Source organism: Rubrivirga litoralis (assembly GCF_031846415.1).
In the GTDB taxonomy this organism is placed as follows: Bacteria; Bacteroidota; Rhodothermia; order Rhodothermales; family Rubricoccaceae; genus Rubrivirga; species Rubrivirga litoralis.
The window spans coordinates 1-12,289 of the sequence record NZ_JAVRHT010000057.1 but is presented as its reverse complement, the minus strand read 5'-3'; the positions used below and the strand labels follow the sequence as shown (position 1 = coordinate 12,289).

Sequence of the window (12,289 nt, the reverse complement as noted above, 5' to 3'; positions counted from 1 at the left end):
GCCCCGCGCCTCCACCCACACGCGGCAGCCCGTCGCCGAGCGCGCCGCCGCTCGCGCCGCCGCCTCGGACTCGAACGCCCCGAACACGGCGCTCCCCGATCCCGAGAGCGACGCGTACCCCGCCCCGCCCGCGACGAGCGCGCGGCGCGCGGCGGCGATGGCGGGGTGGGCCGCCTCGACCGGCGCCTGGAAGTCGTTGGCGAGCTCGGCCCGCCAGCGCGCGAGATCGTTCGAGCGCACGACGTCGGCGAGGGCGGGGCGGTCGCGGTCCCTCGGCGTCACGAGCCCGTAGGCCTCGGCCGTGCCCACGTGCACGTCGGGGACGGCGACGACAATCCAAAACGGGCAGCGGTACGGGGCGCCGGCGGCGCCCAGGAGCGGCGCGAGCCGCTCGCCCTGCCCAGTCGCGAGGGCGGGGCGGCCGTCGAGGAAGAACGGGACGTCGGAGCCCAGGCCCAGCGCGAGGTCGACCAGCACGTCGTCGGGGACGGCCAACTCCCACAGCTCGGCGAGCAGGCGGAGCGCGGCGGCGGCGTCCGACGAGCCGCCGCCTAGCCCGGCACCGTAGGGCACGCGCTTGTCCAGGTGGAGTCGGGCGCCGGCCTCCACCCCGCCCCACGCGGCCAGTGCCCGCGCCGCGCGCACGACCAGGTTGCGGCCGTCGGTCGGGAGCGCCGGGTCGGTCGTGGTCAGCGCCAGGTCCGAGGCCGGCGCCGCCGCGAGCGTGTCGGCCCAGCCGATGGGCAGAAAGACCGTTTCGAGGTCGTGGAACCCGTCCGCGCGGCGCCGGAGGACGTGGAGGCCGAGGTTGAGCTTGGCCGGGGCGGGGCGGGCGAGGGCGGTCACGGCGGGAAGAGCGTGCAAAGGGGCCGGGGGACGGGGAAACGCCTCGGACGCCCCCCCGCCCCGCCGTACTTTCGGCCGTCGCCCCCGATCGCCTGCCGCGCCGCCGAATGTACCGTCTCCCCCGCGGCCTGTCCCTGGTCGCGCTCGTCTGCCTGTCCGCCGTCGCCAGCGCGCAGGCGCCGACCCTCGGCCCCGTTCGGACCGACCGCCGCGTGGGGCCGGCGATCTCGATCGAGGGGACGGTCGACCCGTCGACGTACACGCTCGGCCCGGGCGACGTGCTCGCGGCGACCCTGGGCGGCCAGAGCCCGCGCGTCCTCGAAGCGCAGGTGTCGGCCGACGGCCTGCTCGTGATCCCCGAGGCCGGCACGTTCCAAGCCAGCGGCCGGACGCTCGCCGACGTCCAGCGGGCAGTCCGCGCCGCGCTCGACCGCCAGTACCGGAACGTCCCGACGGACCTCGTGCTGACCGCGCCGCGGCGGTACTTCGTCCACGTCTCCGGCGCCGTCGCGGCGCCGGGCCGGCGGCTCGTCGGGCCGGTCCCGCGGCTGGAGGACGCGCTCGCGGCGGCGGGCGGGCTCGCCGAGGTCGGCGGCCTCCAGCCGGCCGCCCGCGCCGTCGTCGTGCGGCGCGAGGGCGGGGCGGACCTCACTGTCGACTACCGCCGATACCTCGCCACCGGCGACCTCGACGGCAACCCGCGCCTGCTCGACGGCGACGTCGTCTACCTCCCCACGTTCGACCCGCTGAGCGAGGGTGCGCTCGTGGGCGGCGTCGTCGCCCGGCCCGGCCCGTACGACCTCAAGCCGGGCGACACCGTCCGCGACCTCGTGCTCATCGCGGGCGGCCCCGAGGCCTCCGTCACGGGCGTGCGCCTGACACGCGCGGCGGCCGACGGCGCGATTGCCGACCGGCTCCTGGCGCCCGGCGAGCTGGGCACCGTCGCGGTCCAGCCGGGCGACCAGCTCTACGTGCTCGCGCGCGACGAGGACGCCGGCACGGCCGAGGCGCTCGGGCTCGTGCGCTACCCCGGGGTGTACCCGATCCGCGACGGCGAGACGACGGTCCGCGAGTTGGTCCGGCGGGCGGGGGGCGTGCTCCCCGAGGCGCTCCCGCGCGCGGCCGTCCTGTACCGGCAGCCCGAGGCGGCCGGGACGCAGTCGCTGGCCCCGGACGCCACGCGCCTGAGCGAGTTCGACGTGCTCCGCCGGGCCTACCTCCAGCAGGAGGCGTCGCGGCCAGCCCAGGTCTCGATCGACCTCGCGGCCGCGCTCCGCGGCGAGGGCGAGTCGGTCGTCGTCCGCACCGGCGACCGGCTCGTGGTCCCGTCGGGGGCGGGGACGGTCTACGTGTTTGGGCAGGTGCTCCGGCCCGGGCTCGTCCCGTTCGCGGCGGGCCAGACGGCCGGGGCCTACGTGGCCGCGGCGGGCGGGGCGGCGTCGGGGGCCGAGACCACGTTCGTCATCGAGGCCGGCACAGGCCGCTACGTCGAGGGGCCGGCGACGCCGGTCGGCCCCGGCGACCGCGTGTTCGTCGAGCGCGCCCCGCGGGCCGACACGCCCGAGCTCCGCCAGCTCGAGCTCGCCCTCGAATCGGATCGCCGGAACCGGACGCTCCAGGTGATCCAGACGGCGTTCGCCGCCATCAGCACCGTCGCGACGCTCATCTTCGCCTATGACGCGATCACGAACTAGCCCGCCCCGAGCGCTCCTTGAGGGCGGGGCGGTAGCTTCGAGTCCGCCCCGCCCCCCGTGCCTCTGCCGCGTTTGCTGCTCCGTCCGCCCCGCCCGGCCCCGCCGGGAGCGTTTTTCTGACTCGACCTATGGACCCCGCACGCGAGCGCGCCGACATCGACCTGTCCGTTCCCGGTGGTGACGGGGACGGCCCGGTCCCGCCCCGCTCGGTCGAGGCCGAGCTCCTGGCGAGCAACGAGCGGACGCGGGAGCGGCTGTGGTGGGCCGCCGCCGCCCTCTACCGGCGACGGTGGACCATCACGGCGGTCACGGCACTCGTGGCCATCGCGGCGGTCGCGATCACGCTCCAGCTCCCGAACCAGTACCGCGCCGAAACGCGCGTGCTGCTCCCCGACGAGGGCGGGGGCCTGGTCTCGGCCGCGATCAGCGCGGTCTCGCCCGCGGCGGCGGCCCTGCTCGGCGGCGGCGGCGGCGGGTTCACGCGCTACATGGCGATCCTGACGAGCCCCTCGACGCTCGAAGACGTCGTCGAGCGGTTCGACCTCGTCGCCGCGTACGACCTGGAAGACGCCGACTTCCCCCAGGCTCGGACCCTCGCCGAGCTGTACGACCGGGCCGAGTTCGAGGTCAGCGTCGAGTACGACTACCTCGCGGTGAGCGTGCTCGACGAGGATCCCGAGCGGGCGGCGCAGATGGCAAATTTTTTCGTCGAGCGCCTAAACGAGCGGAACATCGAGTTCCAGTCGAGCAGCGCGGGCGAGTACCGCCGGTCGCTCCAGGCGCGCCTGGAACAGTCGTACGCCGACCTCGACTCGACGCAGGCCGTGCTCCAGGCGCTCCAGGAGCGGTCAGGCGTGGTCCAGCCTGAGGCCCAGGCCTCGGCCCTGTTCGAAGCGCTGGCCTCAGCCCAAGCCGAGGCGGCCGGCGCCGAGGTCCAGTACCAGGCGCTCCTGTCGCAGTACGGCCCCGAGAACACCGACGTCCGGGCCGCAGCGGCGGCCGTCGAGGCCGCGCGCCAGCAGGTGGCGCGGCTCGCGGGCGGGGCGGAGGCGGCCCTCCCCCTCCCGCTCCGCGACCTCCCGCGCGTCCAGCGCGAGTACGCGCAGGTGCTCCAGGAGGTGACGATCCAGCAGGCCGTGATCGAGACCGTGCAGCCGCTCTACGAGCAGGCCCGGCTCCAGGAGCAGCGCGACGCCGACGCCGTGCAGGTCCTGGACCCGGCCACCCCGCCCGCGCGGAAGGCCGAGCCGCGGCGGTCGCTCCTGGTCATCGGGGCCACGCTCTCGGCGTTCCTCGTCGCCGTGGCGGTGACGCTGCTGCTCGCGGCGCTCGGGCGGGGCGGGCCGTCGGTGCTCGCGCGGCTCCGGGCAGAGGCGTAGTGCAGGCGGCCCGCCCCGCCCCGCCCCCGACGCCTCTCGCGTCGGCGGCCGTCCTCGCGGGCGGGGCGGCCGTCCTCGGGCTCGCCGTCTGGCTCGCCGCCATCGGGTCGCTGGCGGTGTGGGCCGTGCCGGTGGTGATCGCCGTGGGCTTGTGGCTGGCCGTCGCACGGCCCACCCCGCTCGCCCGGCTCACGGCCGTTCTCGTTCTGCTCACCTTCCAGTTCCGCGGCGAGCAGGGGACGACGGCGCTGGAAGTGGTTTCTGGGCTCGCGCTCGTCGTGTACCTCGCCCACTGGTACGTCGACGTGTGGCTCTACCGGCGGCGCGTGGTCACGTCGATGTTCGACGTGGCTGCTCTCACCTGGGGGGCGGGCGGGTTGGTGGCGGGCATGGTGCTCGGGCAGTTGTTCGGAGCCAGCGCCTACGACTTCCGAGCCGACGTGCTCGCGACGATCCCGTTCCTCCTCTACCTGCCTGCCAAGGACCTGTGCGCCCGCCACCGCTATGGGTCGCTGCTGCTGGCCGGCGCGCTCGTAGCGTACGGCGTCATCGCGTCGGTGCAGAGCGCGCTCTTCTTGCGCGAGGTCGTCACGGGCGCTACCGCCGTGTGGGAGATCGCTGACGCCCGGTTCGCGTCGAGCGAGACATCCGTGACGGCGGGCCTCCTGCTCAGCGTCGCCACCTTCGCCACGGCGCGAGGTCGGACCACGCGAGCGGTGGCTCTCGCCCTCGCGGGCGGGCTCCTCGGAGGCCTCATCCTGTCGAAGTCCCGGGGGTTCTGGGTCGCCGCCGTTCTCGGCCTCGTGGCCCTCGGAGTCGTCGGCCGCTCGGCGGACCGGAGGCGGCTGGTCCTGGCCGCCGTCTTGGGCACGACGGCCCTCGTCGCCCTCAGCCTCCTCCTGTTCGCGGACCAGATCTCGCTCATCGTCGACGGGTCGCTCAACCGGCTCGCGACGCTCGCGACGGCCGGGCAGGACATCTCGCTCCTGAACCGCTTTGCCGAAACCGACGCGGCGTGGGAGCGCATCCGGGCGAACCCCGTGCTCGGGTACGGGTGGGGCGTCCAGTTCTCGTACTACGGGCTGATCTCCCACGAGACCATTACCTGGGCGTTCCTGCACAACGGGTACGTCTCGCTGTGGTACAAGACGGGCCTGTGGGGCCTCCTCCTGATGATGACCGTCTGGACGGGCGGGGTGGTCCGCGGGGCGGCGGCGGGCCGGTCGCCCCGGCTTGCGGCGCGCGAGCGCGCGTGCGCGCTGGGGGCGATGGCGACGCTCGTGGCCTTTTCACTTGCGGCCATCACGTCAGGACCGTTTTCGATCCTGGACCAGATGCTCGTCGTCACGCTCACGCTCGCGCTTGCCCACGGCGTGGCCGACCGGGCGCGGGCGCTGTCCGCCCCGCCCGATGCGGCGTCCCGGCGTAGTGCAGCACAGTAGCCCGTCCCCTGGGGAGCACCCGCCCCGCCCCGCTCGGGCTCCCGTCTCGTGGGGGGCGGGCGGGGCGGTCGGGGGGCCGCGGCTGTGAGCGTCCCCCGCAACACGGCCTACAACGCCGTAGGGTCCGCGGTCCCGCTGGCCGTGATGGTCCTCGCTGTTCCGCCGTACCTGGCCGCAATCGGGGAGGCACGATACGGGGTCCTGGCCGTGCTCTGGACGCTGCTGGGGTACTTCGGTTTGTTCGACCTCGGGCTGGGCCGGGCGGTCACGAACCGCGTCGCGGCACTGCACGGTGCCTCTGCAGAGCGGCGTGAAGCCGTGTTCTGGACGGCCCTCCTCCTCAACCTCGCCCTCGGTCTCGGCGCCGGCCTCGCTCTGTGGGCGGCGGCGACGCTCGTGTTCGGGCTCGTTGTCGACGTACCCAGCGCTCTCGCTGGCGAGGTGAAGGCGGCCCTCCCCTTTTTGGCTCTGGCCTTTCCCCTCCTCCTCGCGTCGAGCGTGATGGCCGGTGCGCTCATGGGACGGGAGGAGTTTCTCCGCCAGAACGTGGTCCGGGTTGGGGAGGGCGCGCTGGTGCAGCTGGTGCCCCTCGCCGTCGCCCTCACCGCGGGTCCGCAGCTGTCGGGGCTCGTCCTGGCCGTCCTCGCCGTTCGGACCGCGAGCAGTCTCGCCCTTTTCGCCCTGTGCGTCCGTCGCCTGCCCGTCGGGCTCCACCCCCGCCTGGACCGGCGCGAGGTCCGCCCGCTCTTCGTCTACGGGGGGTGGGTGACGGTGACGAGCGCGATCAACCCCCTGCTCTCGACGCTCGACCGCGTGGTCATCGGGGCCGTGTCCGGCGTCCGGGCCGTGTCGTACTACACGGTTCCGTTCGGCGTCGTGACCCAGATCACGCTCGTGCCGGGCAGCCTGACAAACGCCCTGTTCCCCCGGTTCTCGGCGCGGGCGGCGCTTGGCGAGCAGCACGCGCTCCAGGCCAAGGGGATGCGGAGCGTCGCGGCCGTCGTGACGCCGGCGGTCGTGGCCAGCCTGCTCCTCGTGGACCCGCTGATCGCGTGGTGGATCAGCCCGGCTTTCGCGGAGGCGGCGGGGCTGGTGGGCATCCTTCTCCTCCCCGGCGTCTGGTTCAACTGCCTCGCCTACGTCCCGTTCGCGATGCTCCAGGGCAGCGGCAGGCCAGACCTCGTCGCAAAGGTCCACGCCGCGGAGCTGGTGCCGTACCTCCTCCTGCTCTGGCTGGCCCTCCACGAGTACGGAGCCGCCGGGGCCGCCGCCGCGTGGAGCGCCCGCGCGATCGTGGACACGGTGGTCCTGAGCGTGCTGAGCAGGGTCCCGGCCCGCACGATACGGAGCGTGTTCGGCGCAGGGGCGTTGGTCGCCGCGGCCCTCGCGGTCGCCGTTCTCGGTCTGGGATTCACCCCGTCGCTGGTCCTCGGCGCGACCTTGTTCGCCGTCGCGGGATGGACGGGGTACGTCCAGCTCCGGCCGCTCATCAAGCCCCTGACGGGGGCCGCGTAGCTCTGTCAGCGGACCCTCCCGCCCCGTGGACTGCTCGACCATCATCGTCAGCTACGACACGTTCGACCTTACGCGCGAGGCCGTGCGGTCGGCGCTGGAGGCGGCGCCTGGGCTGCGCCACGAGGTCGTCGTGGTCGACAACGACTCGCCGGACGGGAGCGCCGCCCGTCTCCGCGCGGCGTTCGCCGGCGACGCCCGCGTCCGGGTCGTCGAGAGCGGGGGGAACGTCGGCTTCGCGGCCGCCAACAACGTGGGGGCGGGGCGGTCGTCGGGGCGCGTCCTGTTCTTCCTCAACCCCGACACCGTCGTGCACGGCGACGCCGTGGCCCGGCTCGTGGCCTACCTCGACGGCCACCCCGAGGCCGGGGCCGTCGGCCCGCGCGTGCTCAACGGCGACGGGACGGACCAGGTGAGCACGAGCCCCTTCGACACCGCCCAGTCGATCGCCCGGCACCTGCTGGCGCTGCCCGCCCCGCGCCCGCCGCTGGACCGCCCCGCCCCCGTTGACGTGGTCAAGGGGTGCGCGCTGGCCCTCCGCCGCGAGGTGTTCGACGCCGTCGGCGGGTGGGACGAGCGGTACTTCATGTACGCTGAGGAGAACGAGCTGTGCCTGGCGCTCGCGCGGGCGGGGCGGCAGAATGCGTTCGTGCCCGACGCCGTCGTCACGCACATCGGCGGCGCCGCGAGCGCCGGGCGGTACGCCGAGCAGCAGGTGGTGGCGTCGAGGAGCCACGCCGCGTTCCTGCGGCGCCACGGGTCGCCGGCGCTCGCCCGGTTCCACCGGGCGGGGAGCGCGGTCGGGTACGGCGCGCGCGCGGTCGCCTTCCGGGCGCTGGCCCGGCTCCGGCCGGCGCGGGCCGCCGACTACCGCCGCCGGGGCGACGCCGCCGCCGCCATCTGGACGTGGGCCGTCTTTGACTACTCCTAGCCCCCGCCCCATCGGCCGCGTGTGCGTGCAGTGGCCGCGCCTCGGGCCGTACCACCTGGCGCGGCTCCGGGCGCTCCACGCGCGCCTCGGCGCCGAGGGCGTCGCGCTGACGGCGCTCGAGACGGCCACCGTCGACACGACGTACGCGTGGCGCGAGGAGGCGGGGCCGACGCCGTACGACCGCGTGTGCGCCCTCCCCGGCCGGTCGATGGCGGCCACCTCGCCCGTCCAGACGCGCCGGGCCGTGACCTCGGCGCTCGACCGGATCGACGCCGACGCCGTCGCCATCACGAGCTACAGCACGCCCGACGCCCACGCCGCGCTCGCGTGGTGCCGCCGCCGCAGCCGCGTGGCCGTGCTCCTCTTCGACAGCCGCGCCGAGGACGCCGAGCGCTCGCCGTGGCGCGAGCGCGTCAAGCGTACGCTCGTCGCGCAGTACGACGCGGCGCTCGTCGCCGGGACGCCGCAGGCCGCCTACGCCGTCGCGCTCGGCGTCCCGCGGCGGCGCGTGTTCACGCCGCTCGACGTGGTCGACAACGCGTTTTTCCGCGACGGCGCCGCCCGGGAGCGCGGGCGGGGCGGGGTGGGCTTCCTCAGCGTCAACCGCTTTACGGAGCGCAAGAACGTCGGGCTCCTGGTCGAGGCGTACCGGCGCTACCGGGCCGCCGCCGAGGCACCGTGGCCGCTCGTCCTGGTGGGCGACGGCCCGCTCCGCCCCGCCCTCGAACGGGCGGCTGGGGAGGGCGTCACGTTCGCCGGGTTCGCCCAGATCGAGGCGCTCCCGGCGCACTACGGCGCGGCGGGCGCCTACGTCCACCCCGCCCGGGCGGACCAGTGGGGGCTGGTCGTGAACGAGGCGATGGCGAGCGGGCTGCCCGTGCTCGTGTCGAGCGGGGCGGGGTGCGCGCGCGACCTCGTTCGAGAGGGCGAGAACGGGTTCCGGTTCGCCCCTGACGACCCGGGCGCGCTGGCCGACCTCCTGGCGCACGTCGCGTCGGACCGGACGGACCGGGACGCGATGGGCCAGGCATCGCAATCCATCATCGCGTCGTACACGCCCGAAGCGTTCGCCGACGGCCTGTGGAACGCGGTGCGGGCGGGGCGGCCGGGGTCGGGGCGGCCGCTGAGCCCGGCCGCCCGCGCCGTCCTCGGCGCCCTCGCGGTCGCGGGCCGAGACCACCACGCGTTCCACTCTGTCGAGGCCTAAGGATGCGCCCCGCCCCGCCCCCCGTGGTCGTCGTCGGCCGGTTCCCGCCGCCGCTCGACGGGCAGGCCCTGGCGACGGCGCGCCTGGCCGACCTCCTGGCGAGCCCGCTGGGCGGGGCGGCCGACGTGGGACGCGTCGACGTCGGCGCGCCCGAGGGCGAGGCGCTCGTGACGAGTGGGGGCGGGGTGGCGCGGGCAGCCCACTTCCTACGCCTCCCCGCCCGCTTGCGACGGGCGCTCGCGGCGTGGCCCGGGGCGCCGGTCCTGTGGCCGTCCGTGTCGCCGTCGCCGCTCGGCCACGCGCGCGACCTGCTCACGGTGGCGCCCGCGTTCGGCCGGCGGCCGGTCGTCGCCGTCGTCCACCGGGGCGACGTCGAGCGCCTGTTCCGGTCGCCGCTGACGGCCGCCACCGGGCGCGCGCTCGTCCGCCGCCTCGCCGGCGTCGTGTTTCTGACGGAGGGGCTGGCTGCGCGGTGCGCGCCGTTCGTCCCGGCGGCCAAGCGCTGGGTGGTCCCCAACACGATCGACGACGCGGCCATCCCCGCCCCGCCCGAGGTCGAGGCGGCGCGGGCGGACCGGGCGGGGCGGCCTGGTGTCCGCCTCCTCTACCTGTCGGGCATGATCCCGTCGAAGGGCTACGCCGACGTGCTCGACGCGCTCGCCGTGCTCCGCGGGCGGGGCGTCGACGCCTCGGCCACGTTTGCCGGTCGGTGGCCGTCGAGCGCGGCCGAATCCGCGTTCCGCGCCCGGGTCGACGCGCTCGGCGTGGGCGGGGCGGTGCGCGTCCTGGGCGGCGTGTCCGACCGAACCGAAGTCCGCCGCCTGTACCTCGACGCCGACGCGTTCGTGCTCCCGACAGCGTACCCGGTCGAGGCCCAGCCGCTGACGGTGATCGAGGCGCTCGCGGCCGGGACGCCGGTCGTGGTCACGCGGCACGCCGGGCTGCCCGAGATGGTCGACGAGGGGCGGGGCGGCCGGTTCGTCCGCGCCGGAGCGCCGGCCGAGATCGCCGACGCGGTCCAGGCGCTCGGGCGGGGCGGGACGTGGGCGGCGGCGTCGACGGCGGCGCGGGCGCGGTTCGAGCGCCAGTTCAGCCCGGCCGTCGTCGGCGCGCGGTGGCGGGCGCTCCTGGCTCGGCTCCCCTGACGCCGCCCCGCCCCGGCCGAGGCGCGTGCGGCCGTAGGTTTGGATTTATGAGCGCAGCCTGCCGCGTCTGCGGCGCCCCCGGCCCCCACCCCGCCCTCGTCGCCCGCGAGATGATGTACGGGACGCGCGAGCGGTTCGAGTACTTCGCGTGCGCGGTGTGCGGGTGCCTCCAGATCGCCCACGTCCCGGCGGACTTGTCGGCGTACTACCCGGCCGATTACTACTCGTTCGGGGCCGAGGCGCCTGGGCCGCTCCGTCGGCTCGCGAAGCGGCAGCGGCTCCGGCACGCGCTCGGGCTCCCGAGCCTCGGCGGCGCGCTCCTCACGCGGCGCTACGGCGCGCCCTACGTCGGGCGGTGGCTGGCCCCGCTCCGCCCCGCCCTCGACAGCCGCATCCTGGACGTGGGGAGCGGGGCGGGGCACGTCCTCTTCGAGCTCCGCGACGCCGGCTTCACGTCGCTGACCGGGGCCGACCCATACGCGCCCGACGAGGTGGATTCGGGCGGGGTGCGGATCCTCCAGCAGAGCATCCACGAGGTCGAGGGAACGTTCGACCTCGTCATGCTCCACCACACGTTCGAGCACCTCGCGGATCCTGCCGAGACGCTGGCGTCGGCCGAGCGGCTCCTCCGGTCGGGCGGGCAGGTGCTCCTGCGCATTCCCGTGGCCGACTCGTACGCCTTCCGCACCTACGGGGCCGCCTGGGTCCAGCTCGACGCCCCGCGCCACCTGTTCCTCCACACCCGCGACAGCATCGGCCGACTGGCCGCCGGGGCGGGGCTGGAGGTGCGCGCCGTGACCTGCGACTCGTCGGCGTTCGGGCTGTGGGGGAGCGAGCAGTACCGGCAGGACATCGCCCTCCGCGACCCGCGGTCCTACGAGGTCGACCCCGCCGCCTCGCCCTTTTCGCCGGCCGACGTCGAGGCCTTCGAGCGCCAAGCCGCTGCGCTCAACCGGGCCGGCCACGGCGATCAGGCGTGCTTCACCCTCGCCCGCCCCGCCCGCTAGCGCGCGGGCGGGGCGGCTACCGCCCGAGCCGACCGCGGAGCTTGTCGCGGACCGCCACCGGCACGTCGAGCGCCAGCTTGCGGAGCGACCGCCCCGGCAGCCCGAGCTGCCCGCCGACGTGCCCGCGCCAGGCGTCGCCGCCGAGCGTCCAGAACCGCGAGCCCGGGTCGACGGCCTCGGCGAACGCGCGGCGGAGTCCGTACCGCTTTTCACCCGGCACGTGCCACACGGTGAGGTCGAGGTCCGGCGCGCGGGCGTCGTCGCCCTGGAGCAGCGTCGTCCAGATCCGCCGGAGGAACGGGTTGGCAGTCCCGTAGGCGATCCCGAGCCGGTGGTAGATCCAACTCAGCGCCTGCGCCTCTTCGTTGAAGTGGGACCGCCCCGCCCCGTGCCGGCGGAGCATCTCGGGCCACAGCTCGGCGGCGAGCGCGTCGATCTGGCCCAGCACGGCGCCCGTCGCCGCGACCAGTTCGCCGCCGACGTAGGGCGGGGCGGTCTCGGGCGCCTCCCCGCCCAGCGTCGGCGCGAGGTCGGCGTAGAGCGCGCCCATCTCGGCGAGCGTGAGCCCGTTTTGCTCGCCGCCCTCAGGCAGCCCGAGGTCGTACGTCAGCGCCCCGTGGCGGCGCGTCATGGCCGCCATGCGGTCGGGCGGCCGCGCCCAGACGCAGTCCGAGTCGAGCACCATGCCCACGCCGCCCGGGTCCACCTCGGCCGCCAACCAGCGGACCACGTCGAACACGTAAAACTGGTTGCGCCACGCCCCGTAGTAGCCGGGCGGCGGCCGGAACGTGTACGGCAGCCGCACCACCTCGACGCCCAGCCGGTCCAGGAACGCCCCCAGGTCGCGGCCGTCGACCGCCGGGACCGCCTCCACGTTCGTCACCAGCACGAGCCGCGCGTCGGGCGCCCACCGCCGGGCGGACGCGAAGAAGACGGCGACGCACCGCCAGTAGACGACCTGGAACCGCGTCGACGACGGCGCCCCCTGCCCCACCACCTGCGGGTAGACGCTCTCCTCGCCCGGCGGCTCGGCGTAGAGCCAGGTCGAGAGCGTCGTCGCGGACATCGGGCGGGGCGGACGCGGGCGGGGCGGGCGCGGGCGGGGCGGACGCGGGCGGGGCGGACG

General features: G+C 75.6%; 10 protein-coding genes. 8 read left to right on the top strand and 2 right to left on the bottom strand.

Annotated elements, in window-relative coordinates:
- Positions 1-846, bottom strand: an 846-nt coding sequence (locus RM540_RS15590) for a 4-(cytidine 5'-diphospho)-2-C-methyl-D-erythritol kinase (RefSeq protein ID WP_311665821.1), incomplete at its 3' end; no start/stop codon positions are given.
- Between the two features lie 107 nt (positions 847-953).
- On the opposite strand from RM540_RS15590, the gene RM540_RS15585 reads away from it, so the two are divergent.
- From RM540_RS15585 to RM540_RS15550, 8 genes are all read left to right on the top strand, one after another.
- Positions 954-2,540: an SLBB domain-containing protein gene (locus tag RM540_RS15585; protein WP_311665819.1), complete on the top strand. Its 1,587-nt coding sequence runs from the start codon at positions 954-956 to the stop codon at positions 2,538-2,540.
- Positions 2,541-2,668: 128 nt separating this feature from the next.
- Positions 2,669-3,919, top strand: coding sequence for a Wzz/FepE/Etk N-terminal domain-containing protein (locus RM540_RS15580; RefSeq protein ID WP_311665817.1), 1,251 nt, complete (start codon positions 2,669-2,671; stop codon positions 3,917-3,919).
- Positions 3,919-5,361, top strand: coding sequence for an O-antigen ligase family protein (locus RM540_RS15575; protein WP_311665815.1), 1,443 nt, complete (start codon positions 3,919-3,921; stop codon positions 5,359-5,361). Before RM540_RS15580 ends, RM540_RS15575 begins: the two co-directional genes overlap by 1 nt.
- An 84-nt stretch (positions 5,362-5,445) precedes the next feature.
- Complete coding sequence (locus tag RM540_RS15570) at positions 5,446-6,876, top strand: oligosaccharide flippase family protein (protein ID WP_311665813.1); 1,431 nt, start codon at positions 5,446-5,448, stop codon at positions 6,874-6,876.
- 25 nt (positions 6,877-6,901) lie between these two features.
- Entirely contained in the window at positions 6,902-7,804 is a 903-nt protein-coding gene (locus RM540_RS15565; RefSeq protein WP_311665811.1) for a glycosyltransferase family 2 protein, read from the top strand.
- Positions 7,791-9,011 (top strand): glycosyltransferase, encoded by a 1,221-nt coding sequence (locus tag RM540_RS15560; protein WP_311665808.1) that lies wholly within the window; start codon positions 7,791-7,793, stop codon positions 9,009-9,011. The genes RM540_RS15565 and RM540_RS15560 overlap by 14 nt, the downstream gene beginning before the upstream one ends.
- A 2-nt stretch (positions 9,012-9,013) precedes the next feature.
- Positions 9,014-10,156: a glycosyltransferase family 4 protein gene (locus tag RM540_RS15555; RefSeq protein ID WP_311665806.1), complete on the top strand. Its 1,143-nt coding sequence runs from the start codon at positions 9,014-9,016 to the stop codon at positions 10,154-10,156.
- Positions 10,157-10,203: 47 nt separating this feature from the next.
- A complete protein-coding gene (locus RM540_RS15550; RefSeq protein ID WP_311665805.1) occupies positions 10,204-11,163 on the top strand; it encodes a class I SAM-dependent methyltransferase in 960 nt (319 codons plus the stop codon).
- 16 nt (positions 11,164-11,179) lie between these two features.
- On the opposite strand, the gene RM540_RS15545 is transcribed toward RM540_RS15550, so the two are convergent.
- Positions 11,180-12,229, bottom strand: a complete 1,050-nt coding sequence (locus RM540_RS15545) for a hypothetical protein (protein ID WP_311665803.1) — start codon at positions 12,227-12,229, stop codon at positions 11,180-11,182.
- Positions 12,230-12,289 lie beyond the last annotated feature (60 nt).